General features: G+C 61.6%; 18 protein-coding genes. 14 read left to right on the top strand and 4 right to left on the bottom strand.

The features are described from left to right. Positions 1–419: 419 nt before the first annotated feature. Entirely contained in the window at positions 420–773 is a 354-nt protein-coding gene (locus J3P88_RS14290; protein ID WP_434576022.1) for a hypothetical protein, read from the top strand. A gap of 206 nt (positions 774–979) precedes the next feature. Here J3P88_RS14290 and J3P88_RS14285 read toward each other — a convergent pair whose 3' ends face one another. Continuing rightward, complete coding sequence (locus J3P88_RS14285) at positions 980–3,133, bottom strand: WG repeat-containing protein (RefSeq protein WP_434576020.1); 2,154 nt, start codon at positions 3,131–3,133, stop codon at positions 980–982. A 233-nt stretch (positions 3,134–3,366) separates the two neighbouring features. Here J3P88_RS14285 and J3P88_RS14280 point away from each other — a divergent pair, with 233 nt between their 5' ends. The 13 genes from J3P88_RS14280 to J3P88_RS14220 all read left to right on the top strand — a co-directional run bounded on the left by J3P88_RS14280 (position 3,367) and on the right by J3P88_RS14220 (position 19,399). Next, a complete protein-coding gene (locus J3P88_RS14280) occupies positions 3,367–4,404 on the top strand; it encodes a LacI family DNA-binding transcriptional regulator (protein ID WP_434576018.1) in 1,038 nt (345 codons plus the stop codon). Between the two features lie 86 nt (positions 4,405–4,490). Then, positions 4,491–5,273 (top strand): sugar phosphate isomerase/epimerase family protein, encoded by a 783-nt coding sequence (locus J3P88_RS14275; protein ID WP_434576017.1) that lies wholly within the window; start codon positions 4,491–4,493, stop codon positions 5,271–5,273. Beyond that, complete coding sequence (locus J3P88_RS14270; RefSeq protein ID WP_434576015.1) at positions 5,266–6,246, top strand: sugar kinase; 981 nt, start codon at positions 5,266–5,268, stop codon at positions 6,244–6,246. Before J3P88_RS14275 ends, J3P88_RS14270 begins: the two co-directional genes overlap by 8 nt. A gap of 85 nt (positions 6,247–6,331) precedes the next feature. After that, complete coding sequence (locus J3P88_RS14265; protein ID WP_434576014.1) at positions 6,332–7,630, top strand: MFS transporter; 1,299 nt, start codon at positions 6,332–6,334, stop codon at positions 7,628–7,630. Positions 7,631–7,645: 15 nt separating this feature from the next. Continuing rightward, complete coding sequence (locus tag J3P88_RS14260; protein ID WP_186728545.1) at positions 7,646–8,623, top strand: NAD(P)-dependent oxidoreductase; 978 nt, start codon at positions 7,646–7,648, stop codon at positions 8,621–8,623. 570 nt (positions 8,624–9,193) lie between these two features. Further along, entirely contained in the window at positions 9,194–10,057 is an 864-nt protein-coding gene (locus J3P88_RS14255) for a YcaO-like family protein (protein WP_434576012.1), read from the top strand. Between the two features lie 337 nt (positions 10,058–10,394). Next, on the top strand, positions 10,395–12,110 hold the full coding sequence (locus J3P88_RS14250; protein WP_434576011.1) for an ATP-binding cassette domain-containing protein: 1,716 nt from the start codon (positions 10,395–10,397) through the stop codon (positions 12,108–12,110). Positions 12,111–12,555: 445 nt separating this feature from the next. After that, positions 12,556–13,515 carry an AAA family ATPase gene (locus tag J3P88_RS14245; protein ID WP_039589986.1) on the top strand — a complete coding sequence of 320 codons (960 nt, stop codon included), beginning with the start codon at positions 12,556–12,558 and terminating at the stop codon, positions 13,513–13,515. A gap of 9 nt (positions 13,516–13,524) precedes the next feature. Then, positions 13,525–14,469: a DUF58 domain-containing protein gene (locus J3P88_RS14240; RefSeq protein ID WP_434576009.1), complete on the top strand. Its 945-nt coding sequence runs from the start codon at positions 13,525–13,527 to the stop codon at positions 14,467–14,469. Further along, positions 14,466–14,960: a DUF4381 domain-containing protein gene (locus J3P88_RS14235; protein WP_186704893.1), complete on the top strand. Its 495-nt coding sequence runs from the start codon at positions 14,466–14,468 to the stop codon at positions 14,958–14,960. The genes J3P88_RS14240 and J3P88_RS14235 overlap by 4 nt, the downstream gene beginning before the upstream one ends. Further along, entirely contained in the window at positions 14,953–16,032 is a 1,080-nt protein-coding gene (locus J3P88_RS14230; protein WP_434576007.1) for a vWA domain-containing protein, read from the top strand. Before J3P88_RS14235 ends, J3P88_RS14230 begins: the two co-directional genes overlap by 8 nt. Further along, positions 16,029–17,765, top strand: coding sequence for a tetratricopeptide repeat protein (locus J3P88_RS14225; RefSeq protein ID WP_434576005.1), 1,737 nt, complete (start codon positions 16,029–16,031; stop codon positions 17,763–17,765). Before J3P88_RS14230 ends, J3P88_RS14225 begins: the two co-directional genes overlap by 4 nt. Further along, positions 17,762–19,399 (top strand): BatD family protein, encoded by a 1,638-nt coding sequence (locus J3P88_RS14220; RefSeq protein ID WP_434576004.1) that lies wholly within the window; start codon positions 17,762–17,764, stop codon positions 19,397–19,399. The genes J3P88_RS14225 and J3P88_RS14220 overlap by 4 nt, the downstream gene beginning before the upstream one ends. Positions 19,400–19,433: 34 nt before the next feature. Here J3P88_RS14220 and J3P88_RS14215 read toward each other — a convergent pair whose 3' ends face one another. The 3 genes from J3P88_RS14215 to J3P88_RS14205 form a co-directional block, all read right to left on the bottom strand. Then, the gene (locus tag J3P88_RS14215) at positions 19,434–21,017 is read right to left on the bottom strand and encodes an ABC-F family ATP-binding cassette domain-containing protein (protein ID WP_434576002.1); all 1,584 of its coding nucleotides are present in this window, start codon (positions 21,015–21,017) and stop codon (positions 19,434–19,436) included. A gap of 306 nt (positions 21,018–21,323) precedes the next feature. Next, positions 21,324–24,701: an ImcF-related family protein gene (locus tag J3P88_RS14210; protein ID WP_434576000.1), complete on the bottom strand. Its 3,378-nt coding sequence runs from the start codon at positions 24,699–24,701 to the stop codon at positions 21,324–21,326. Next, positions 24,688–25,677, bottom strand: coding sequence for a hypothetical protein (locus tag J3P88_RS14205; RefSeq protein ID WP_434576461.1), 990 nt, complete (start codon positions 25,675–25,677; stop codon positions 24,688–24,690). Before J3P88_RS14205 ends, J3P88_RS14210 begins: the two co-directional genes overlap by 14 nt. Between the last annotated feature and the right edge of the window lie 42 nt (positions 25,678–25,719).

The following is a 25,719-nucleotide window of genomic DNA, read 5'->3' as shown; positions in this document are numbered from 1 at the left end:
CCGCTTGGGCTTGTTATTGATGGTAGCGTCGCGTGCAACCCCTTTCGGGGCCGTCGGCCATCCCGTTCCTGATTCTCGGGCAGAGGAAACAGGATGACAGGTGGGTGAAGCTGGACAGGACCGGCAGGTCACATCCTTTTCCATGTAATTTCATGTCATGGACACCTGCAAAAATCACCCCGGGGTGGACTTTGCAGGTGCACATCCGTTGCGCAGCTTAACGAGTGCGACATCCTGCCTGCTTGCAGCGCTGCGACATATTCGGTCATCGGCTAGCTAAACAGCCGGTGCGCACCGAACAACCCTAGCAGGCTGGGGACCAAACGGCACCCCGAGGCGGTAAACCAGCAGAAAATCCTTCAGGCTGGCAAAATCCACTTTTTGCACCCCGTCGGTGCACTCGATCCTGGAGCATCACCATGCAAATGACCACCGCCCTTCTGATCGCCAACCCGTGCGACGACGAAGAAGACAACATGGCCATGCTCTGCTGCCACAGCGCCCAGGGCGAAATGTTCCTGATGACGCGCTACCCCGACGAAGACGAACTGGAAATCGCCTTGGATGGAGAGCCTTCGACCCTGGACGGCGTCAGGGTCACGCTCAGCCCGACCCGCCTGCTGATTGAGATTGCCCCGGCGGATGCCGATGCGTTGAATGGCGACGATGTGCTGGAGATCATCCACGGCACCGGTGCGGCGGACCTGGCGGAAGTGGAACTGACGTTGCAGAACATCCTCAAGGGGACGGGGACCTATATAAGCCAGCTCTGAGATCCGGACACGAACACGCTCCTGTGGCATCAGCCACCCCTGATCCAAAGGCACCCCGTGGCGAGGGAGCTTGCTCCCGCTGGGTTGCGCAGCAACCCCAAAACCAGGCGCTGCGATGTGATGGGCAAGCTACATAGGCCGCCTTGCGACTGCTGCGCAGTCGAGCGGGAGCAAGCTCCCTCGCCACAGGTTCAGTGCACCAGCGGTTATTCGTCTTTCTTCACGAGATTGCCATCGGCGTCATAGACCAGATACTCGTCATCGTTCTTCGGGTCCCTCACATAGTAACGGGCCTCATTGCCGTTATCCGGCACCTTCATGCTGGTGTAGGACCCCAGCGCCTTGATCACCTTGTTGTCCTGGCTGATCAAGACCAGCGAGGTCCCCCCACCCGCCCGGATGGCCGCTGCATAACGGGTCTGGAACGCGTTGATCTGCTGGTAATCCAGTGGCACTTGCAAGCGGCCCGCCATGTCGATGGCACCGTAGCTGTCATCGCGCCCGACCACCGCCATGCCGTTGGAAAACGGCGTCACTTCGTCATAAGGCAACTTGATCGGTAGCCGCGCGCCCTGGCGATCGATAAAGGCGAACTTCCTGCTTTTGGTGTCCTGCACCAACAGCGGCTGCTGCCCCACAAACCGGCCTATCACGTTGTAACCTGGGAGGTTGATCCGTTTGCCTTCCAGGTCGAAAACATCCTCACGACTCCGATCGGCCGAGCTGGCGTAGAGCAGACCCGCGCTGTGCTCGAGGCCCGAGAATTGCGTCGGCAGGATCTCCTTGCCGTCCAGGGTATAAGCGCCGTACAGGCCTTCCATGAGATCAGTTCGCTTGCCGAGACGGGCGATGAACAGGTTATCGGTCACGGTGGGGTTGACGAATTTCATCGGCAACACAAACCGATGATGCCTGGCATCGTAGAGCCCATAAGGGCCGTTGGTTTCACGCTCCACCAACAGCAGGCCATTGCTCAGCGCCTCGGTGATGTGTTCGAACGGCAGGTCGACGAGCTTGTTGCTACCGGCGGGGAAATAGGCGAGCTGGCTGCGCAACGCCTGCCACTCCGATTCCGGGTCGCTGGACTTCTCCGGGTAAAACAACGTGTAGGTATCGGCCACCGGGCTGTCTTGCACCTGCACCCAACGGGGTTTGATCAACCATTGGCCGGCCTGGTCGATGAAGCCATAGCGCTCGGCCTTGCGGTCCTGGGCGATGTACCGTGCTTGGGCTGCCAGGACGTTGTCGACCTGGGTGAACTCAACGCGGTTGTCTTCCATCGGATCGAGTACATGGATGACGATGCGTTGCGGGGTGGCCTCGAATCGGTAGTCGACCTCGGTGTTCTGCAACGGCCCCGCCTGAGCGACCAGCGCCTCGGTCACGCGCTCCAGTTGCTGTTGCACCGCTTGGCCGGTCTTGAGCTGCTCGAGGTCGTCCTTGGTCTGCAGCAGCGCGTTGTAATAGTCCTGCAATGCCGCGATATCGCCCTCGGAGGGGAACGCCCGGGAGCTGTTCCCGTTGCTGTAGAGCGCCCTGCCTCCATCGTCCAGCCCTTGCACCACGAAGGTCGACAATTTCAGCGTACTCAAGCGCACGGAAGCGCTGCCATCACCCAGGGCCGTGAGCTGGAAGGACTGGCCGTCGTCCAGGGTCACCTTCGGCTGGTCCTTGTCCAGCACCACTTTCCTGAACGCCGGATAGCTGCGGTAAGCGACTGTCAAGCCGAGACTCGCCAGCGGTTTGTTCACCGCAAGTGCGAAGGCGTCATGGGATGCGATCATGTCGTCGGACTCGACCTTGGGCGGCGCCTTGAGCTCGGCGAAAGTTTTTTCGCTGCCATCGCGAAAAACCAAGCGCTGCGGCAAATACTGCTCGGCCGTCGGCTCATCCGGCATGGCGGCGCGCTTCCAAAGAGGATCGAGGCGACTGGTATCGAGCCGCACTTCGGAACCGTCGGCGAACAGTTTCTGAGCAAAACGCAGGTCCTGGATCGACGCCAATTCAGCTTTCAGTTGCGCGCTGGTGAACGGGACGAACAGCGGCTCGTATTGCAACGGCTGTTCGCCGGCAGGCTCGGTCGTCTCGACAGTCAGGCTCAATTGCACGTCGCTGACCCGCTCCAGGGACCTGAGGGTTTCACCGGTGTCCTGGATCAAATAATTGAGGCGTTTCTCCACCTCCGGCAGTGCCAACGTGCCGATGTCTTCCATGCCCCCTTCGTTCAATTGCTCGGCGGCGAAGCCTTCATCGGCTGGCGCGCCGCTGTGGCGAAACAGGATGTAGGACGTAAAGCCCACCACCAACAAGGTCACACTCAGTATCAACAGCAATCTCAAACGAGGCTGGGTAAAGGTCATGGTGGGTTCGGTCGTCAAAGGGCTGGGGAAGGCAGGCAGCTAACCACACGGCCTGGCGTGCTGCAAATCGGCCGGGTGGCCCGGCGCTGATGAATCGGCGTCACCGTGCGACTGATGTGAAACAGCCGCCGGTCGTGCCTCTGACATTTCGCTCTTGGCGACTGATTGGGTTCTGGTGTTTCCTGAAACCGGTTTCAGAGCCACTAATAAATCCAATAAGCAGGTTTCAATCCGTGAATTCTTTCTCCGCCGCCCAGCGCAGCCGCGTGACCATGCTCGACGTTGCCGAACGCGCCGGGGTCTCCAAGGCCAGCGTCTCGCGTTTCATTGGCGAAGACCGTGCCCTGCTCTCCGAAGCCATCGCCCGGCGCATCGAGCAGGCCATCAACGAACTGGGCTACCGGCCGAACCAGATGGCCCGCGGCCTCAAGCGCGGGCGCACACGCCTGATCGGCATGCTGGTGGCCGATATCCGCAACCCTTATTCGATTGCCGTGATGCATGGCGTGGAAACCGCCTGCCGTCGCCATGGCTACAGCCTGGTGGTGTGCAACACCGACCGCGATGACGAGCAGGAACGCCAGCACCTGGCGCTGCTGCGCGCCTACAACATCGAAGGGTTGATCGTGAACACCCTGGGGCATCACCGCGACGAGCTGTTCGAGTTGCGCAGCGAAATGCCGCTGGTGCTGGTAGATCGCAAGGTCGATCGGCTCGACAGCGACCTGGTCGGGCTGGACAACCCGGCGGCCATCGAAATGGCCCTCGATCACCTCGAACAACGGGGCTACCGCGATCTGTTGCTGGTAACCGAGCCGTTCGACGGCACCAGCTCGCGGATCGAGCGGGTCGAGAGTTTCAAGGCCGGCCTCCAACGGCGCCCTGCCCTGGCCGGCACCGTGGTGGAAACCTCCGATCAGTTGACCACGCGCATCAAGACCTTTCTTGCGCAGCCGGGCCCAGGCCCAGGCCCAGGCCCCAAGGCATTGTTCTGCGCCAATGGCATTGCCGCCCTGGCCGCCACGACGGTGTTGCGCGAGTTGGGTTGTCACTTGTTCGACGATGTGGGCCTGCTCGCCCTCGATGACCTGGATTGGTACCCGTTGGTAGGCAGCGGCATCACGGCCCTGGCCCAACCGACCGCGGAGATCGGCGCCAGCGCGTTCGAATGCCTGCTCAAGCGCTTGCGGGGTGACAACGGGCCGGTGCGGACCCTGGATTTTGCGGCGCGGTTGATTGAGCGTGGGTCGACGCTTGGGAATGGTCGGTGATGGTGAGGGCCTGCTCGCGATGAGGCCCTAAAGCAAACCACCTTTTTTTGCACAAAACTGAAACCGGTTTCAGAGGTACAACAACAATGCACACCCCACCCGTCTCCATCAGTCTTTCCAGCTACGGCGCCGACCTGGTGCGCCAGCATGGCCAAGGCAGCTTCATCGATCTGCTGGCCGCCGCCGGTGCTTCGCGCATCGAATGGCGCGAAGAATTGCTCACCACCGAACACCCTGCGGAACTGGCCGTCGCTGCCCGGGCCCGGGGCCTGCACAGTATCTTCTCGTCGCCTCTGGAGCTGTGGCTCGCCGGCCAGCCCATGCCCAACCCTGCCCTGGCACTCGCCCTGCAACGCGCCGAGGCGTTCGGTTCGACCTGGCTGAAAGTCTCCCTCGGTCACTTCACCGACTCCAATGACCTGTCGGCATTGGCCCAGGTGCTCTCCGCAAGCCCGGTGCAGTTATTGGTGGAAAACGACCAGACCTTGCAAGGCGGGCGGATCGAACCGTTGCAACGGTTCTTCACCGCCGTCGAATACCAAGGGTTGCCCGTTGCCATGACCTTCGACATCGGCAACTGGCAATGGCAGGACCAATCGGCCGCCGTGGCCGCCCGACAACTCGGACGGTATGTGGCCTATGTGCATTGCAAGGCCGTGGCCCGGCGCGCCGACGGCAAACTCGTCGCCGCGCCTCCGGCCATGACCGATCTGCATCTGTGGGAACAACTGCTCAAGCACATGCCTGCCGGCGTCATGCGCGCCGCCGAGTATCCGTTGCAAGGCGATGACTTGCTGCAATTGACCACCCGCCATGTCGCCACCCTGTCCCGTCTCGGGCAATCGCGCCGGGAGCCTGTCCATGTCTGAATTCGATGTGTTGTCGTTCGGCGAAACCATGGCGATGCTGGTGGCGGATCAGCGCGGTGACTTGGCCAGTGTCGACCAGTTTCATAAGCGTATCGCCGGGGCCGACAGCAACGTGGCCATCGGGCTGTCGCGACTGGGCTTCAAGGTCGCGTGGCTAAGCCGGGTCGGCGCCGATTCCCTGGGACGCTTCGTGACGCAGACGCTGGAGAACGAAGGCTTGGATTGTCGCCATGTGGCGGTCGACCCGGAGCACCCCACCGGCTTCCAGTTCAAATCCCTTACGGTTGATGGCAGCGACCCGCAAGTCGAGTATTTCCGGCGCAGTTCGGCGGCCAGTCATCTGTCCATCGACTCCATCGCCCCGGCGTTGCTTGACGCCCGCCACTTGCACGCCACTGGCATCGTCCCGGCGCTGTCGGACAAGGCCCGCGAGATGTCATTTGAGCTGATGACCCGTATGCGCGAGGCCGGCCGCAGCCTGTCGTTCGACCCCAACCTGAGGCCAAGCCTGTGGCGCAGCGAGTCGATGATGATCACTGAAATCAATCGCCTCGCCGCCCTCGCCCACTGGGTCTTGCCGGGACTCGGCGAAGGCCGGCTGCTGACGGGTTTCGACGATCCGGCTGACATCGCCGCGTTCTACCTGGACCAAGGCGCCGAAATCGTCGTGATCAAGCTCGGCGCGGACGGCGCTTATTACCGCACGCCGCTGGACGAAGGCGTCATTGCCGGCGTGCCGGTAACCCAGGTGATCGACACCGTGGGCGCCGGGGATGGCTTCGCCGTCGGCTTGATCAGCGCATTGCTCGAAGGCCAGGCCATCACCGCGGCCGTGCAGCGCGCCAACTGGATTGGCAGCCGCGCGGTGCAGAGCCGCGGGGACATGGAGGGGTTGCCGACGCGCCTTGAGCTATTGGCTGAATTTGAAACCGCCCATCGCGAGCAAGCTCGCTCCCACATGGGTTCGGGTTAGTCCCTGTAGGAGCGAGCTTGCTCGCGATAAAGCCACCACAAACGCACCTGCTGCAACAAAAACAACAAGCTCAGGAGTCAATGACATGCAAACGCTCAACCTCGCCACCCGCCGCTGGTGGTACATCATGCCCATCGTGTTCATCACCTACAGCCTGGCCTACCTCGACCGGGCCAACTATGGCTTCGCCGCCGCCTCGGGCATGGCCGAGGACCTCATGATCACCCCAGGACTATCGTCGCTGCTGGGCGCACTGTTTTTCCTTGGCTACTTTTTCTTCCAGATACCCGGGGCGATCTACGCGCAAAAGCACAGCGTGAAGAAGCTGATCTTCGTCAGCCTGATCCTCTGGGGGTCACTGGCCACCCTGACGGGCATGGTCTCCAACGCCTACTGGCTGATCGTCATCCGCTTCATGCTTGGGGTGGTCGAGGCCGCAGTAATGCCGGCGATGCTGGTGTACCTGTGTCACTGGTTCACTCGGGCCGAACGGTCGCGCGCCAATACCTTCCTGATCCTTGGCAACCCGGTGACCATGCTGTGGATGTCCGTGGTCTCGGGTTACCTGGTGCAGCAATTCGACTGGCGTTGGATGTTCATCATCGAAGGTTTGCCGGCGGTGCTCTGGGCCTTTGTCTGGTGGCGCCTGGCCGATGATCGCCCGGCCCAGGCCAAGTGGCTCAACGACCAGGAAAAACACGACCTGGAAAGTGCCTTGGCGGCCGAACAGGTCGGCATCAAAGCAGTGAAGAACTACGCCGAGGCCTTCCGCTCGCCCAAGGTGATCATCCTGGCGTTGCAATTTTTCTGCTGGAGCATCGGCGTCTATGGGTTTGTGCTGTGGTTGCCGTCGATCCTCAAGGCCGGCCTGCAGATGAACATGGTCGAGGCCGGCTGGCTGTCGTCCTTGCCGTACCTGGCGGCGGTGATCGGCATGCTGGTGGTGTCCTGGGCGTCGGACAAGGCGCAGAAGCGCAAGCGTTTCGTCTGGCCGCCGCTGCTGATCGCCTCCATCGCGTTCTACGCCTCCTACCTGCTGGGGGCCGAGCACTTCTGGTGGTCCTATGGCTTGCTGGTGATTGCCGGCGCTTGCATGTATGCGCCGTACGGGCCGTTCTTCGCCATCGTTCCGGAAATCCTCCCGGCCAATGTCGCCGGCGGTGCCATGGCCTTGATCAACAGCATGGGCGCGCTGGGCTCGTTCGGCGGCTCGTACCTGGTGGGCTACCTCAACGGCACCACTGGCTCCCCCGGCATGTCCTTCCTGCTGATGAGCGGTGCGTTGCTGCTGTCGGTGGTCCTGACCCTCGCCCTCAAGCCTGGCGCCAGCGACCGGACCGTCTCCCACCCCGCGACGCCCAACCCGGCGCCCGCCCGTTCCTGAATCGAGACCCATCCCATGAAAAAGCACGTGGTGTTGTACAAAAAACTGTCAGCGCAACTGATGGAACGCCTGCAAGCCCAGGCCCAAGTCACGCTCATCGAACGCCTCGACGCCCAGGGCCTGACACAACTGCGCGACGCCCTGCCCAGCGCCCACGGCCTGCTGGGCGCGAGCCTCAAGCTCGACGCGGCGCTGCTGGACCTGGCGCCGAACCTGCAAGCCATCGCCAGCGTCTCGGTGGGGGTCGACAACTACGACATCGATTACCTGACCGAACGCCGGATCCTGCTCAGCAATACCCCGGACGTGTTGACCGAGACCACCGCAGACACCGGTTTCGCGCTGATCCTGGCGACCGCCCGGCGCGTGGTGGAGCTGGCCAATCAGGTCCGCGCAGGCAGGTGGCAACAGAGCATCGGCCCCCAGCATTTCGGCACCGACGTCCATGGCAAGACCCTGGGCATCATCGGCATGGGGCGCATCGGCGAAGCCTTGGCCCAGCGCGGGCACTTCGGCTTCGGTATGCCGGTGCTCTACCACAGCCATTCGCCCAAGCCTGCGGTCGAGCAGCGGTTCGGCGCACGTTATTGCAGTCTCGAAACGCTGTTGCAGCAGGCGGATTTCATCTGCCTGACCTTGCCGCTGACAGCCGAGACCCACGGGCTGATCGGCGCCCAAGCGTTCGCGCAGATGCGTCCCGAGAGCATCTTCATCAATATTTCCCGGGGCAAGGTGGTGGATGAAGCGGCGTTGATCGAAGCCCTGCGCAACCAGCAGATCCGTGGCGCGGGGCTGGATGTGTTCGAGCGCGAACCCTTGAATGCCGATTCGCCGCTGTTGCAGATGGACAACGTGGTCGCGACGCCGCACATGGGCTCGGCCACCCATGAGACCCGGGAGGCAATGGCACGCTGTGCGGTGGACAACCTGTTGGCGGCGTTGGCGGGGGAGCGGCCGGTGAATCTGGTGAATGCGGGGGCGTGGGTAGGCTGACATGTTGCCGCCTTCGAATAGGCCATCGCGAGCAGGGTCGCGATGGCAACTGTGTTCATTTAGAGGTGCAGGCAACACAACCTCTTTCCGGGCGCACCCGCCTTAAAACACCGCTGCCAGATAACCCTTTTGATCCTTTCTTAAAATAATATAAACATCCCAAACGGCGAAAACAGTAGAGAGAAACCACACTTTCAACAAAGCAGCTACATTCCTACACTCCCCTCCTACTCAACGGCAAGAACGAACCTACGTCAGCCTCGGAAGTCGCGCAATAGCCTTCACCCAACCCCAATGTTATTAATTAATCACTTGCGAACACACGCAAAGTTGGGCGCTCGCGTCGCGACGCTCATTAACTACATTGGAGTAAATCGACATGGGCAGAAAACGCTCTGAAATAAATAACACCTTTTTTGGCCTGCCACAGGCATTAGGGCTTTCTGAGGATCTCCTCGCAACGGAAGCCGATTTTTTTGCGTCGCTGACTAACTAAATCAGTGACCGATTAAATATCGGCGAACAGATGCCGAAAGGATCTCCTTTCGGCATCCTTTAAAGGAGACCCACATGTCAGAACGAGAACTATCACCCACCGAAGCGCTATTCAATATAATGTCCACGCTCCATGCACTGGGCCTCAGTGCCGTAACACGGTACACGACACCATCCAAGCTAGTGGCGACTGCCGAACTGTTTGATGGCAACGATAATCTCGTTGAATCGGGGGCTGGCAAGGGGCCTGACTCACTAATAGGCGCGCTGGCAGAAAGCATTGAACACTTCAGCACGTTTCAGCCTCTTGCTGATGCTCCCATACGATACCGCTCCGATAAGATAGCTACTCAAAAAGCAGTTACAGACGATGGAATCTTTACCAGCCTGCCTCACACCGAAAAATTAATCGAATGTTTCAGACTTACCTCGCTCAACAATAATGAAGAGCTATTCGCGCCGTGCGTCCTTCTATGCCCTGAAACGACACAAAACATCCACGAAGATTCGAATTCCGCACTGCGCTTTCTATCTCGCTACTCATCAAATTCAGGAATTGCTTTTGGTTGCACAGAGAACGAAGCACTGTTACATGGTGCCCACGAAACAATCGAGAGGCATATCCTGTCTCTTCTCTACATGACTGTCTGCGGCCTCGGTCCGGCAATGAAACTATACACACCTTCTGCCGCGCTGCTCCAAACAGCGCTGAGGAGCCACCCCGCCGCCTTGGCGTCAGTGAACAAACTGCAAGTGATCATCATCAAGGACGTACTGTCAGTTTATTTTGCAGTGGCATTTCCCAAGGCGGGCCCTGGAGGTCACCATCTTTCACCCATCGGTTCCGGATGCTCGCTTGAAATCCATACTGCAATCCAAAGGGCAGTTACTGAACAGTTCCAGTCCGAGGACTTATATGATGTCGCTATCCATAGATAGAGAAACCTTTGACCTATTATCTAAATCAAGGCATCTGAAACACTTGATTGACTTCGCACCACTCATAAGAGCGACACCTCCCACAATTGACTCCCCTGCACATATCGACTCCCCGACAGTCTCCGAACAATTAGAAAAACTGCAAAAAAACCTATCAAGCAAAAGAATGAAAATATTCCACCGAACGGTGGCTCGCTTTTCAGGCAACAGCATCGTCACTCAAATCTACATCCCAGGACTTGAGCGCTTCAACATCATTAGAAACGGTCGCCTGGTGGTGCCTCAGTACGTATTACGCGGTTGAACTATCGAACACAAAGCAACCAGGAGCGAGTACATGCACAGCATTAGGGCAATGATAAAAAGCGCCTATAAAAAACACACCAAACTTCTGATGATAACTATAATCACCATCATCGCACTTAAACTGATTACACTTGCCCCTCCGCTATTACTCGGAACCATCATCGACACGCTGCAAGGCAATGTAAATCCAGCATCCAGCACCCTGCTCGCACTGACGGCAGGCCTGATTGCCGCGGGATGCATTCATGCCGCCATCACTCCTCTGCAAATCCACTCGCTGTCTAAGTTGGTACAAAACATTATCATGAACGCTTCCATTGGGTGGATCACAGAACTCATCGGCAAAGAGTTTTCGTCATTCAACTCCTGGAGAATCGGCCATTTCATCAAATCGGTCGAGCGCGGAATTACTGCGCACGAACAACTACTCACTTTCATTGTGACCATTGCACTTCCCGTACTTTTGGAATTCATAGTTGTTGGAACTGCTTTTATTTACATTGGAGGCGGTGAAATTTTTTTGAGCATGACTGCGTTCGGAATTATCTATCTGGCTGCCACCCATAAAATCATCAGATGGCGGAGAAAGCACATCGACGCAGTCAATGAACAGGAAGATGAATTAAGCGCTCACCTCTACAACACCCTCAACGCGGGAAAAATCATAAAACTGGAAAGTGCCGTACCTACTGCCCTGCACCCGTTGAACGCGGCGTTCGGACGTTATGCCAACGCCGCAGTGACTACGGCATCATCTGGCGGCCTGCTGAGCACCGCCAAGATACTGTTCGTAAGTCTTTCCACTGGGGGATTGCTCTACTGGGGCGTCGTGGACCAGCTTTCGGGCCAGCCCAGTATCAGTGTCGGGCAGCTGGTTGCCATTTTTTCAATCGCGGGGAGCTACCTGCTCAGTATTTCAACCTTGACTGAAGGGTATCGTGTTCTCGATCAGTTTCTTGCAGACCAGCGTCAATTTCAGGGTCTGCTATCGCTTCCGGATTTCGATCGCAGCAATCGGCTGGCCTGGGTTGATTTCCAGCGGTCCTCAGTTCTGGAACTCGGCCCCTGCGAAGTGACGGGAACGGGACCGCTTCGCCTGTCGATCAAGCGCTCCCTGGCATTTGCCCAAGGGCAGTCAGTGGCTGTTACGGGCCCTAGCGGCGCAGGCAAAACCACTTTTCTGGAAGTCCTCGCCGGGCTTGATGCATCAATGCGTGACCAACTGAGTATCGACTCGGTACCGGTCTCATTTTTGACCGGTCAAGCTCACTTGGGCGCCTTGAGATACTGCCCCCAACAACCACGGTTCCTGGAAGGCTCTTTTGAACAATCGGTTCTGTTCGGAAGCAGCGCATCGCCCATTTTATCCAGAGCCATACGACAACTGGAACTGGATGAGATCGTGGCTACACGGCAGGTCAGCGAAAATGCATCGAATATCTCCGGAGGCGAAGCCAAACGCCTATCGCTACTGCGCCTGATCAACAAGCCTGGAAAATTCAATATGTTCGACGAGCCAAGCGCATCCATCGAACCCAGGTTGACCACGCCCCTTTGGGACCTGTTATTCGAGGTTTTTGCCGGGCAGGGATTGATATGTGTCACCCACGACGTTGATCACCTGCATCGGTTTGACCGGGTCATTGTGATGCATGCTGGGGCAATCGTGGAGGATGGTCCGTGGCGGGAGCTGGTCGACAGACCAGCAATCAAGCTGCTGGTGGATGAGATTCGGATGCAAAACTAGCGAAGATTGGAGTTGTATGTGCCGCCGTCATCGCGAGCAAGCTCGGCTCCCACAGTTGTTTTGGAGTGGCCTCAGGATTCGCATATGCCGCAGATCTCCTATGGGAGCGAGCCTGCTCGCGATGGCAGTCTGCCTGGGACGACGATGCTGGATGTGCCGCCATCATCGCGAGCAAGCTCGGCTCCCACACTGATCTCGGGTGTACACCACAGATCCCTGTGGGAGCGGGCTTGCTCGCGAAAGCGGTGTGTCAGTCGACGAAAATGTTGTCTGACACTGCGTCTTCGCGAGCAAGCCCGCTCCCACAACGACTCCAAACCGATCACAAATCCGCACACCAGACAAAATCCCGTTAGTCGCCACCCCCTGCCATGCATTAAAGTAACGCCCCCAGCCCCGGCGTTATCCGAACGCCTGGGGCCACCCTTTCCAGGAACAGTCATCGATGGAACATCGTGAAGCGCTGCTGGCGCTGCGAACCTTTCTTTCAACGCAGATTCTCGGCCAGGAAAAACTCATCGAGCGCCTGCTCATCGCCCTGCTCGCCGACGGTCATATGCTGGTGGAAGGTGCGCCCGGGCTGGCCAAGACCAAGGCCATCAAAGAGCTGGCCGAGGGCATCGAAGCGCAGTTCCATCGCATTCAGTTCACCCCTGACCTGCTGCCTGCCGACATCACCGGCACCGAAATCTACCGGCCGGAAACCGGCAGTTTCGTGTTCCAGCAAGGGCCGATCTTCCATAACCTGGTGCTGGCGGATGAAATCAACCGCGCCCCGGCCAAGGTCCAGTCGGCCCTGCTCGAAGCCATGGCCGAGCGTCAGGTCAGTGTCGGGCGCAGCACGTATGAGCTGTCGCCGCTGTTCCTGGTGATGGCCACGCAGAACCCGATCGAGCAGGAAGGCACCTACCCGCTGCCCGAAGCCCAGCTCGACCGGTTCCTGATGCACGTCAAGATCGGTTTTCCCGATGCCGCCGTGGAACGCCGCATTCTCCAGCAGGCCCGGGGTGAAGCGCTGAACGGCGAGACCAAGCCCGAACGTCGCGTGAGCCAGCAGGCGATCTTCTCCGCACGCAAGGAAATCCTCGGCTTGTACATGGCCGACGCCGTGGAGGAATACCTGGTGCAACTGATCATGGCCACCCGCAACCCCGCCAAGTTCGACCCGGAGATGGCCGAGTGGATCGCCTACGGCGCCAGCCCGCGGGGCTCCATCGCCCTCGACCGCTGCGCCCGCGCCCATGCCTGGCTGGCCGGACGCGACTTTGTCAGCCCGGAAGATATCCAGGCCGTGCTGTTCGACGTGCTGCGCCATCGCATCATCCTGTCGTTCGAAGCCGAGGCCGCCGGCATCGACCAGGACCGGGTCGTGCAGCGGATTCTCGACGTCGTCGCTGTCGCTTGAGCATGCGTCATGAATAACCCCCTGGCGCCCGCACCGGGCATCCGCGTCAGCCTTTCGGAGCTGATCGAGATGCGCCATCGCGTGCGCGAGGTGCAATTGTTCTCGACACCAGGCCAACGCAGCCCGCTGATCGGCCTGCATCACTCCAAGCTGCGTGGACGCGGGGTGGATTTCGACCAGGTGCGGGTCTACCAGGCCGGCGACGACGTGCGCACCATTGACTGGCGCGTCACCGCCCGGACCCAGGAGCCCCACACCAAGCTGTTCCACGAAGAACGCGAGCGGCCGATCTTCATCATGATCGAGCAAAGCCACCGGCTGTTCTTCGGCTCGGGGTTGATGTTCAAGTCGGTGCTCGCCGCCCAGGCCGCCAGCCTGATCGGCTGGGCCGCGCTGGGGCACAACGACCGGGTCGGCGGCCTGGTGTTCGGCAACAACACCCATTACGAGGTCAAGCCACGGCGCAGCAAACAGAGCCTTCTGCAATTGCTCAACCGGCTGGTGCGGGTCAACCAATCGCTGCACACCGAGGGCGAGCCGGATCGCGACTCGTTCGGCATCGCCCTGCGTCGAGCCCGGGAAGTGCTGCGGCCCGGCAGCCTGGTGATCGTGATTTGCGACGAGCGCGCCTTGTCCGACAGCGCCGAGCAGCAACTGAGCCTGCTGTCGCGCCATTGCGACCTGTTGCTGCTGCCGCTGTCGGACCCACTGGACCACGCCCTGCCCGCCGCCGGCTTGCTGCGCTTCGCCCAGCGCGATGCCCAACTGGAGCTCGACACCCTGAATGTCGAGTTGCGCCAGGCCTATCGCGCCCAGGCCGACGGTCGCCAGGAACGTTGGGAGCTGCTGGCGCAGAAGCTGCGAATCCTGATGATGCCCCTGAGCACCCAGGGTGACATGGTCGAGCAATTGCGCGAATACCTGAACCCCAAGCGGGCCGGGAAAAGCCGATGAGCAGTCTCGATCAACTGCAACCGTTGATGGCGCCACCGCCCATCGGCTTCTGGCCACCCGCGCCGGGCTGGTGGTTGCTGCTGGTGCTGTTGCCGCTGTTGGGTCTGGGGCTGTGGCATTTGCGCCGCTTCATTCCCGCCAAGCGCACCACGGACCGCAATGAGCAACCCCTGGACCCGGTGCGCGTGGCCGCCCTGGCCGAACTCGCCCGGCTGCCCAAACCCTACGACGGCGCGCCGGCCGGTGCCTGGCTGCAGCAGCTCAACGGGTTGCTCAAGCGCCTGTGTCGCAATCACTATCCCTACAGCCAGAGCCACACCCTCAACGGGCGCAAATGGCTGGCCTTCCTCGACAACCGTTGCCCGGCCGCCGGCCTGACGCGTTGGATGGTACTGGTGGAAGGCGCCTACAAGCCCGAATGCAAGCTCGACGACAAAGCCATCGCCGGCCTGACCCAGGCGGTGGAAATCTGGATTCGCAAACATGTTTGAATTCGCCTGGCCGTGGGTGTTCGCCCTGTTGCCACTGCCCTGGCTGATGCGCCTGGTGCTGCCGGCGGCCGACAGCGGCGAGCCGGCGCTCAAGGTCAGTTTCCTCGGTGACCTGGAAGGCCTGGTGGGCCGTCGGGCCCGGGCCAATCTGCCGACCTGGCGACAACAGGCACCCTTTATCCTGCTCTGGCTGCTGTTGCTGATCGCCGCCGCCCGGCCGCAGTGGTTGGGGGAACCGTTGCCCATTGCCGCCAGCGGTCGCGACCTGCTGGTGGCGGTGGACGTCTCGGGTTCCATGGACTTTCCCGACATGCAGTGGAAGGACGAAGAAGTCAGCCGCCTCACGCTGGTCCAGCACATGCTCGGGGATTTTCTCGAAGGCCGCGAAGGTGACCGGGTCGGCCTGATCCTGTTTGGCAGCCAGGCCTACTTGCAGGCGCCGCTGACCTTCGACCGTCGCACCGTGCGGCGTTGGCTCGACGAGGCGCGCATCGGTATCGCCGGCAAGAATACCGCGATTGGCGACGCCATCGGCCTGGCCCTCAAGCGCCTGCGCCAGCGTCCGGCCCACAGTCGCGTGTTGATCCTGGTCACCGACGGTGCCAACAACGGCGGCGAAATCGATCCATTGACTGCGGCGCAGCTGGCCGCCGACGAAGGCGTGAAAATCTACCCGATCGGCATCGGTGCCGACCCGGAACAAAGCGGCACGGCGGGCTTCCTCGGCGTCAACCCGAGCCTGGACCTCGACGAGCCGACCCTCAAGGACATTGCCCAGGTCACGGGCGGTCGTTATTTCCGCGCCCAGGATGGTGAGCAACTGCTGGCGATCAAGACCACCCTCGACCAGCTCGAACCGGTGACCCAGCAACCGACCCAAGCGCGCCCTGCCCTGGCGCTGTATCACTGGCCCCTGACCGTTGCGCTGTTGCTGAGCGTGCTGCTGGCGGCCCGGGTGCGCTGGCCGGACAATCCACTGCAGCGCCTGCTCAACCAGGCGCTGTTCAAACCGACCCAACACACCGAGTGGCGTCAACGGCTCAAGCGGCTGCGCTTGCGGAGGCGTCGATGATCGCCCTCTGGCCACACTGGCTGCGCCCTTGGTTCGTGTTGCTGCTGCCGTTGCTGGGCTGGTTGCTCTGGCAACTGTGGCATCGACAGAAGCGAGTGGGCCGCTGGCAGATGATCTTGCCCCCGGCCTTCCACGCCGTGCTGCTCAGCGGTGGCACGGGTCGGGAAAGCCGGCTGCCATGGATCGCCCTGGGACTGGGTTGGCTGTTGATCGTGCTGGCGTTGCTGGGGCCGAGCTGGGCGCGGGTCGAGCAGACCAGCCAGAAACCCGCCGATCCGCTGGTGGTGATACTGGAGCTGACCCCGGAAATGCTCGCCACCGACGTCCCGCCGACGCGCCTGGAACAGGCCCGGCGCAAGTTGCTGGACCTGCTGCAGAACCGCAGCGATGCCCAAACCGCGATCATTGTCTATGCCGGCAGCGCCCACACGCTGGTGCCGCTGTCCGACGACCTGGCCACCAGCGCCAACCTGCTCGAAGCCCTCGCGCCGTCGATCATGCCCCAAGGCGGTCATCGCGCCGACCTGGCGGTCCATAAGGCCATGGCCCTGTTGGACCAGGGTGAACTCGGCCACGGTCGGATCCTGCTGATCGGTTCGTCGTTGAACGAACAGGAACGTGAAGGCATCCGCCAAGTCCTGGACGGTTCCGCCACGCAATGGTTGATGCTGGGCATCGGCACCCGGGAAGGCGCACCGGTGGCCCAGGAAGATGGCAGTTACCTCAAGGATGCCCAGGGTTCGATCCTGGTGCCGCGCCTGGACAGCCCGGGCCTCAAGGCCTTCGCCAACGAACTGGATGGCCGCTACCGACCGGCGCGGCTTGACGACAGCGACCTGCGCGGCCTGGGCCTGCTGGACGGTCCTCGCCATCTGCGCAGTGACGGCCAGACGTTGCGCCTGGACACCTGGGCCGACCAGGGTTATTGGCTGCTCCTGCCATTATTGCTGCTGGCCGCCTGCGCCGGACGTCGCGGCTGGCTGTTCTGCCTGCCGCTGCTGTTCGTGTTGCCGCAAACCGGCCACGCCTTCGAATTCCAGGACCTGTGGTTGCGCGCCGATCAACAGGGCCAGCACTTGCTCAAGCAAAAGCGCCCCGCCGAAGCCGCCGCCCGCTTCGAGGACAGCCAATGGCAAGGCGTCGCCCTGTACGAAGCCGGTCAATACAGCGAAGCCGCCCGGCGCTTCGCCGAAGGCAACGACGCCCGTGCCCACTACAATCGTGGCAACGCCCTGGCCAAGAGCGGTGAGCTGGAGGCCGCACTGGATGCCTACGAACAAGCCTTGGAATTGCAACCCGACCTGCGCCCGGCCCAGACCAACAAGGCGCTGGTGCAGAGCCTGTTGAAGGAGCAGGCACCACCGGCGCCAGAGCCCAAGCCCGCGGAAAACGAGGAACCAGCCCCCTCCGAGCAAGCGTCGGATAGCACTTCGACGAGCCAGTCTTCCGAACCGGGACAGCCATCCACCGAGACCACCGCGACGCCGGACGAATCCCAGCCCCCACGGGCCGCACAGCCGCCCACCGCCCAGGATGTGCCGGGCAGCGAGCTGCCTGACGAACAGACCACCACGCCGCCGCTGCGTCCCGCCGGCGGCCAGCGCAATGAAGAAGAACAACGCCAGGCCATGGAACAATGGTTGCGCCAGATCCCGGATAACCCCGGCGAGCTGCTCAGGCGTAAATTCTGGTATGAACAGCAAAGCCATCAGGCCCAGGGAAAAACCCCATGACCCGCTTCACCGCCTACCTCCTCGTGTTGCTGCTCTGGGCCTCTGGAACCCAGGCTGCACAGCTGACGGCCAGTGTGGACCGCAGCCGCCTGAACTCCGGGGAAACGGTGGAACTGACCCTGGAATCCAATGACGCCACGTTGTTCGGCAAACCCGACCTGGGCCCGCTCCAGGCCTTGTTCGATGTGCGCGGCACCCGCCAGGTCAATCAGTTGACGACCCTCGACGGCGAGAACCGCGCCACCACCCGCTGGATCATCACCTTGCTGCCACGTCGAAGCGGCACCGTGGTCATTCCGCCGCTGCAACTGGGCGAAGTGAGCACCCAGCCGATCACCCTGCAAGTCATCGAAAGCGAAACCCGCAACGCCTCGGGAACCCTGGCGCCAGTGTTCATCGAGGCCAGCCTCGACCAGCGCGACGTGTATGTGCAGGCCCAAGCGATCCTGACCCTGCGCATCTACCATTCGGTGTCGCTGTATGACGACAGCAGCCTGACGCCGCTGCACATCCCCGATGCGCGCACCGAACAACTGGGTGAATCGCGCACCTACGAAAAAGTCATCAACGATGTACGCCACGGCGTCATCGAACTGCGTTATGGCATCTACCCGCAGCGCAGCGGCGAGCTGACGATTCCGGCCCAGACCTTCAGTGCCACCCTGGTCGAACCGGTGACCCAGGACGCCGCCCCTTCAGGCCCCAAGCCCGGCCAATTGATGCGGGTCAGCTCCGAGCAACTGCTGCTGAGCGTCAAACCCAAGCCGGCCAGCTACCCGGCCGACGTGCCCTGGCTGCCGGCACGCAGCCTGTCGTTGAGTGAAAGCTGGAGTCCGGAGCCGACCCACAGCCAGGTCGGCGATTCCCTGACCCGCAGCCTGACCCTGGAAGCCGAAGGCCTGGCCAGCGCCCAGTTGCCACCGTTGCCGGCCACCGAGATCAATGGCCTGCGGCGTTATCCAGACCAACCGGTCCTCAGCAGCCGCAGCAGTGAACGCGGGCTGGTGGGCAGCCGCGAGGACCGCGAGGCACTGGTGCCCAACCGCAGCGGCACCATCGAGCTGCCACCGGTGGAAGTGGTCTGGTGGAACACCCTGGAGGATCACCTGGACCGCACCAGCCTCCCGGCGCGGACCCTGCAAGTGGCGAACAATCCGAGCCTGATGGTGGATACGCCGGCCAGCACGACACAGATCGTGACCACGGTGGACAGTGAGACCCTGTGGTATTGGCAACTGAGCAGCCTGATCCTGGCCTGCACGACACTGCTCGGCTTCGGCTTGTGGTGGCGCGCCCGTTGGCAGCCGGCGATCCTGCGCTCGACCCAAGCCGGACCGAGCCCGCGCACCCTGCTGGACGACCTCAAGCGTGCCTGCCTGGCCAACGACTCCCACGCCACCCGCCAAGCCCTGGACGCCTGGGCCCGCCAACAGCCGGAAACCCTGGCCGACATGGCGGCGCGTTTCGTGCCGCTGTCCGACGCCCTGGACGGTCTCAACGGCGCGCTCTACAGCGAGACCGGCCAGCATTGGCAAGGCGAAGACTTGTGGCGGGCCATTCGTACCATTCCCACCGCAGACCGCTCCCAGGACCCACTGGGCGACAGTGAGTTGCCGCCGCTTTATCCGAAGTGATTTCAATAAGGTCAGACAATGAATCAAAACGCGTCTAGAGGTTGAGATCGAGCTCGGCATCCAGATGAATGGCCTGTAGAAAAGTACTGTCGTGAGAAACCACGATCAATGAACCTTGGTACTGGTTGAGCATTTGCTCAAGCGCGATTCGACTGGGCAAGTCCAGATGGTTGTCCGGTTCGTCCAGCAACAGCAGTTGTGGCGGCCACTGGGAATACAGCTGTGCCGCGAGGGCTATTTTCAAGCGCTCGCCACCACTCAATTGACAGGTTTTGAGCATCGCCCGATCCGCATCAATGCCCAACTGCGCCAACCGGGTTCGCGCCTCGGCTTCGGGCAACTGGGGATTGCTCTCGTGGAGCCATTGCACTGGCGTGCGGTCGGGATACTGCAATCCAGCATGTTGATCCAACCACCCGATAAGGCAACTGCGTATCAGCTCACCTTCCTGCGCCGGCAGTTGACCGGCGATGACCCGCAGCAGGGTAGATTTCCCGCTACCGTTGGCGCCCAGAACCGCCAGGCGCATAGGCCCCGTCAACGTCAGATTGACGGGCGCAACGGAACCGAACGGCAATACGATGTCATTGAGCTGCAATATCAGCTTGCCGTTGGGCACCGTGCTTTCCGGGGACAGCATCATGCGCTGAATCTCCGGCGCACACCGCGCACGAGCCTCGGCAATTCGTCGTTGCTGCTGCTCACGGGCTACCTGTTGATTGAGGCGCAATTTCCCCTGGCTGTTTTCGCTGCGCTCTTTCTGGGCGTTGGTAATCAGCTTGGTCTGATTACCGTCACGGGCTTGGCGATCGCCTCGGGCATTGCGCCGTTGCTGCCGCTCCATCTGCATGATTATCTCACGTTGCTCACGCTTGGCCTGCGCCCGCTCCCCTTGCAACGCCGACTGGAACGACTGCTGCTCCTGCTCGCGCGCCGCCGCATACTGACTGTAGCTGCCGCCATAAACCCCCACCCCCAACGGTGAAAGCTCGACAATTTCGTTCACGTGCTCCAGGAGTTCGCGGTCGTGGCTGATCAGCACCAGGCCGTTGGGCCAGCGATCGATCTGCTGCGCAAGCTTGTGTTGCTGATCCATATCCAGGTGGTTGCTGGGCTCATCCAGAATGAGCCAGTCAGCCCTGGATAACCACGCCCCCAGCAGCGCCACCCGTTGCCGTTCGCCGCCACTGAGTGCATCGGTGCATGCATGGGCATTCAGGTGACCCAGGCCGATCTGCTGCAGTTGCGCCTCAAGGCGTGCTGCGCAATCCCATTGGTCGACCACCAGCGAATGGTCGTCATCGTCGACGCTACCTTGAGCAATGCGATCCAGTGCCGCCAGAATGTGGTCGACCCCGGCCAGCGCGGCGACGCTGGGATAGCGCTCGGGTTCCAGTAATTGCGCCACGGCGTAAACCCGTCCTTCTCGACGGACGGTGCCGCTGGAGGGCCGTTGTTCCCCCGTCAGCAGCCGACCCAGCAACGACTTGCCACAGCCATTGGCTCCCACGATGCCTGTGGCTCTGGCGCTGAAGGCATGGTTCAAGTGATCGAACAGAACGCGCCCGTCGGGCAGATTGAACGACACTTGGTCAAGTTGGAGTAATCGTTGGGTCATGAAGCCTCCTTGGACAATCGGCCCGATGGGCCCTGAATCGTTCCCTGATGTTTGCGGTGCCAGTAAGGTTCACCATGCTTGAACTACGGCACGGGCCGCCAAACCGTGCGGGTAGGCAAGACGGGCCTCATTTTTGGCACTCCAATAGCGACAAACACGGACAGATTCCACCACAAAGCAGCCAATTGCCCGACATAACTTGAGCAAACTCACGCCCGACAGCTCTACATCGCCCGCACCGTCGTTTCGTGCATCGAACAATCCGTGCCCAGATCCACCGTTAGTCAGGCGGTTCAGGTTGCCCGGCTATCCCCCCGCAGCCCCGCGCCCCTCCAGAAACACCTGCCCCGGCAACGTAAACCCCCGCAACCTGAGCAACGCCATCGGCCCGGCGTCCAGCTCGGTGCGCAGGTGCCAGGTCAAACCCAGGCCATCGGGGGCCTTGAGCACCATGCGGTAGCGGCTGTCGCCGTCGTCCAGTGCGGTGAATGTGGCCTGCTCGAGCAAGCGGATCAGCCCCCAAGTGCCGGCGTAATCCGCGAACAATCGCTCGCCAGTGTGGACGCTGGTCCAGGTCAGGCTCACGCCGGGGTAATCGCTGCGCCCCGGCCAGCCGAAGCGCTGCCAGCGTTCCTTCTGGTTGAAGTACTCGTGTTTTTCGCCGTTGAGGATGAAGGTGGTCTGCACCACATCGCGCACGCCTTTGCCGCTCAGTTCAAAACTCAGGCCCAGGTTGCCATCGGTGAAAAGCACGTCGGCCAAGTCGCCGAGTTGGTTGATTGCCGCGAGGAACTGCGGGTTGACCCGCAAGCCTCGACCATGGCGCGGATCGGCCACCCAGCGATTGCCTTCCTTGCGCAGCACGCCGCTCAACTGGCTGTGCAGGAAGCGTTCGATGCGCCCCGTGTCGGCGCGGATCATTTGCCCCAGCATCGGCAACGACGCGTCGCTGGCGGTCGCTGCGAACGGATAACGGCCGGTGAAGGCGGTGTTCCAATGCGCGACGATCGAGCGTTGCCACTGGCTGTTGAGGCCCGCCGCTGACGGTTGCAAGACGCGCTGCCAGGCCTGTTCCAGCGGTTGCACGAACAGCGTCTCGCCGATGCCGGCCCATTGCGCGCCGAGGCTGGCGGCCATCAGCCGGCCATAGGATTGGGTGTCGGTCAGGTCGATGCCGCGGCCTTGGAACACCGTTTGCGCCAAGGCCTGGGTCATCTCCAGCGGGTCGGTGGCGGTGCTGACCTGTTGCAATTTGAGGCGCACGCGGGTCACTTGGGTGAGGTAGGACTGCAGGCTCAGGCCATCGCTGGCGTTACGACCTTCGACGCCCTTGCCCAGCAGCGCCAACAACGGCCCGAACGTCGCGTCCAGGGGGCCGCTCGACAAATCCGCCAGTTGATCGATCACCGGCGCCTTGTCCGGTCCGATCAGCTTTTGCGCCGACTTCATCAGCGAATCGCTCAAGGCCTGACCGCGAGTGCCGGCCTGCCCTTGGTAGGCCAGAGTATTGATCAGCGCAATCAGCGGTGATTGGCGGGTGTCGCTCATCAGCGCCAATTGATCGATCGCCTGGTCCAGGTTTTTGGGTTGACGCGCGCGCAGGTTGTTGAGGAAGTTCAGCCAGGCGCTGGCGTAATCCTGAAAATAACGCTCGGTCAGGCGTGCCTTGAGCACCTCGGGGGTCAAGCGGCCATCGACATCGCCAGGTTTGTCGCTGAGCACCCAGTCGATTTCTTCACGGCGCGCCTGGGCGATTTCATCAATGGCCCGGCGCACCTGGCCCTCCCAGGCCTGGCGGGTGAACACGCCAGGCACGCTGGCCTTGCTGGAAAACAGCGCGGCAGCCTCGGTGTCGCCGACCATCTGTTGCAGGCCCAGGGCCGGATAATGCTGGGCGGCCTCGTCGAGCACGCGTTTGTACAGGCTGGCCTCGGCGTTGCGTTGGCCCATCTGGTCGAGCAACACCTGGCGCACCTGCGCCACCAAACGTGGGTCGGCCTCGATGCGCCAGTCCGGGTGCGCGGGCAATTGCTCGGCATAGAACTGCCACAGGTTCGGTGCGAAAGTTTGCCAAAAACCAGGAGAGATGCCGTCACGCGTGGGATCGACGTGGCCCAGGGTCTTGACCAACAGGTCCACCTCGGCTTTTTCCGGGCGCGCCATCATCAGGTACGCCTTGAGCTGATCGTAGGCGTCACGGGTGCGCTCGATGCGTTCGGGGCTGCCTGGCGCGAGCTGGACCAACGCGCTCAATTGCTCGCGCAAACGGGCCGCCGCCGGGTCGCGGACCAGGCGGTTATTGGCTTCGACGTAACGGGGCCACAGCGCTTCGAGCAATGTTTCATTGCGGTTCAAACCAAAGCGCTGGTACCACGGCGCACCGTGCACGACACGGTGATCCAGCCGCGCCAACTGGTGCACCAGTTCATTGAGTGCCAACAGGTGTTCATCGCCCTGGGACGATTGCCGCAACGTCGCCAACACCGACTGCACCTGGACGATCTGCGCCCGATTGCTCACGAAGGACAGCACCGTCCCCGCGATGCCCACCAATGCCAGGCCCATGAACAGCGCATAAGCGACTCGCGGTACGCCCCAGCCCAGGCGAGCGCCGACCGCCTTGTCGCGCTGCACGCCATGCCAGGCCGGATCCGGCCACCAGAAGTGCAGGTTTTCACTGCTGTGCGCCACGGGCAGCGGCAAGCTGAACCACAGCCCGCGCAGCAGCACGCCCGGGTTCATCCCACCCCACAACGGCGCCAACGCCTGACGCCAATGGGCAATGCCCTCGACCTTCAGATCCCGGGACAGGCGCAGCAGGAAATCGTGGTGCATCTGCTTGTTGACCTGCATCTGCTCCAACCCCTCATGGCGCAAGGGGCCCAGCAGGTTGTGCAGGTTCGTCTCCAACATCGGCGCCGTGACCGGCGAGCGCAACAAACAGCCCACCGGTTGGGTCTCGCGCCCGTCCTGCGGCCAGGCGCTTTCGCAGACCTGCCACAGGTGCAAGGGCAACTGCCGCCGCACCCGCCGCGCCAAGTCGTGCAAGTGCCGCAAGGCCTTGGCCATCGCCGCGTCGTCGGTGCTTTGAGGTTTGTCCAACGCCCAGACCACCCCATCGAACGCCCGGCCACGGCGCAGGGTGAGCCATTGGTTCAGCAGCGGGGTTTCCAATTTTTCTTGAAGGCCGCCGCCCCATAGGAGCACGGTGCGTTCGCCTTCAAGCCATTTCTTTTTTTCCAGTTCGGGGGCGATGGCGGTGATCTGGGCGGGTTCGCCGACGATGAGCAGGAGGCGGACTTTGTGGCGCCAGAGGGGGCCGTATTGGAAGCGCAGGTGTTCGCGGAGCCTGATCAACTTTTCTTCGTCGTCTTTCGAATCAGGTTGCGGATTCAATCGGGAGCTGGAAGTGCCGCCATGGCTGCCCTGCGTGGTCCGCTGCGCCTGGCGTACCGCCAAACGATCCCAGGCCAACAGAATCGTCGGGCAGAACAAAACGAGCGCCAACCATGCGCCCAGTCCCCACAACGTCAATTGCTGGAGCGGTACTGGCGGCCAACCCAAGTGGTGGCCAGCCAGGCGATACAGTAGGCAACCGAGTATGACCATGAACGTCATGACCAGGAGGTAGCCCGATCCCAACCCGATCAATGAGCCCTTGGGCTCGCCGTTATTCATTTCCATAAGGCTTTGCCACTCCTATAGCCAATCGTTTTTCCGCATCCTGGCTCAGCCAGCCACAGGGCTGCCCAGCCTCCTTTGCCTGCAACAACGCCAACGACATGCCGATGAACGGCGCCAGCTGCGCCAAGGCGCCCCAATGCCCGGCCAATTGATGCTCTACCGCCGACCAACCACCCACGAAAGCCTCCTGACTGGCCTGATCCATGGCCAGACACGTCGGCGGCGGTGTTTGCAGCCCGGCATACCGCTGCATCTGTGCGCAGAGGTCAGCGGGCGGCTCGTTGATTTCACGCAACAGGTATTCGCCTCGATGCAACAGCTGTTGCCCCTGCCGACTCACCAGCCAGACGAAGCCGCCTTCGCCGGGCGGCACTGCTTCTTCGGCGCTCTGCATCGACATCACTCCAGCGCACAGCAGCCAATCGTCCGGCTTACGGCATTCGTGATTGAAGATGTCGATCAGTTCGTCCAGGTCAGCCAGGTCCTGCAAGGGCAAACGCACCTTGGGCGGCACGGTGCCGTTGTCTTCCAGCATCTTCTCGAAGGCAGTTCGGGCGCTTTCGTCGCCCACCCAGGCAATCGCCCGCAACCTCGGCCAGCGCTCCGCTACCGCGTCAAGCCCCAGGACCAACCGGGCCAAGTGTTGCGCCAGCGCTGGAGCGCGTTCGACGGTCTTACCCAGTATCACGGGGCAACGTCGAGCGGGCGCTGACGCATCGGGGGCTGCCAGCGACGGAGGCGAGGACGTGTTTTCCATCAGGCGTTGGTAATGTTCTTGATCATCCCCAGCCGGCCCCAACAACAGCACCTGCTCCACCGGCAACCCCAGGCTTCGCCAGCGCCACCAGCGTTGGGTGTTGTCATGCTGGGTGCGACGAAATACATCACGATTGAACAAGCCGATCTGCCACGGCAATACACGCAGCGCCAAGGCCAGCGCCCAACCCAGCGGCAACACGGCGCTCCACAACCACAGCTCCAAGCGAGGTTGATCCTCGGGCCAAAGCGTCAACAAAAC

The organism is Pseudomonas sp. Z3-6, assembly GCF_051131985.1.
Taxonomy (GTDB): Bacteria; Pseudomonadota; Gammaproteobacteria; order Pseudomonadales; family Pseudomonadaceae; genus Aquipseudomonas; species Aquipseudomonas zanjanensis.
This window is presented reverse-complemented; position numbering and strand designations above follow the sequence as displayed.

Bases quoted from the DNA above. Each gene is read 5' to 3' on its own strand.
- J3P88_RS14290 (WP_434576022.1), top strand. From the start codon at position 420: ATGCAAATGACCACCGCCCTTCTGATCGCCAACCCGTGCGACGACGAA.
- J3P88_RS14285 (WP_434576020.1), bottom strand. From the start codon at position 3,133: ATGACCTTTACCCAGCCTCGTTTGAGATTGCTGTTGATACTGAGTGTG.
- J3P88_RS14275 (WP_434576017.1), top strand. From the start codon at position 4,491: ATGCACACCCCACCCGTCTCCATCAGTCTTTCCAGCTACGGCGCCGAC.
- J3P88_RS14270 (WP_434576015.1), top strand. From the start codon at position 5,266: ATGTCTGAATTCGATGTGTTGTCGTTCGGCGAAACCATGGCGATGCTG.
- J3P88_RS14265 (WP_434576014.1), top strand. From the start codon at position 6,332: ATGCAAACGCTCAACCTCGCCACCCGCCGCTGGTGGTACATCATGCCC.
- J3P88_RS14260 (WP_186728545.1), top strand. From the start codon at position 7,646: ATGAAAAAGCACGTGGTGTTGTACAAAAAACTGTCAGCGCAACTGATG.
- J3P88_RS14255 (WP_434576012.1), top strand. From the start codon at position 9,194: ATGTCAGAACGAGAACTATCACCCACCGAAGCGCTATTCAATATAATG.
- J3P88_RS14250 (WP_434576011.1), top strand. From the start codon at position 10,395: ATGCACAGCATTAGGGCAATGATAAAAAGCGCCTATAAAAAACACACC.
- J3P88_RS14245 (WP_039589986.1), top strand. From the start codon at position 12,556: ATGGAACATCGTGAAGCGCTGCTGGCGCTGCGAACCTTTCTTTCAACG.
- J3P88_RS14240 (WP_434576009.1), top strand. From the start codon at position 13,525: ATGAATAACCCCCTGGCGCCCGCACCGGGCATCCGCGTCAGCCTTTCG.
- J3P88_RS14235 (WP_186704893.1), top strand. From the start codon at position 14,466: ATGAGCAGTCTCGATCAACTGCAACCGTTGATGGCGCCACCGCCCATC.
- J3P88_RS14230 (WP_434576007.1), top strand. From the start codon at position 14,953: ATGTTTGAATTCGCCTGGCCGTGGGTGTTCGCCCTGTTGCCACTGCCC.
- J3P88_RS14225 (WP_434576005.1), top strand. From the start codon at position 16,029: ATGATCGCCCTCTGGCCACACTGGCTGCGCCCTTGGTTCGTGTTGCTG.
- J3P88_RS14220 (WP_434576004.1), top strand. From the start codon at position 17,762: ATGACCCGCTTCACCGCCTACCTCCTCGTGTTGCTGCTCTGGGCCTCT.
- J3P88_RS14215 (WP_434576002.1), bottom strand. From the start codon at position 21,017: ATGACCCAACGATTACTCCAACTTGACCAAGTGTCGTTCAATCTGCCC.
- J3P88_RS14210 (WP_434576000.1), bottom strand. From the start codon at position 24,701: ATGGAAATGAATAACGGCGAGCCCAAGGGCTCATTGATCGGGTTGGGA.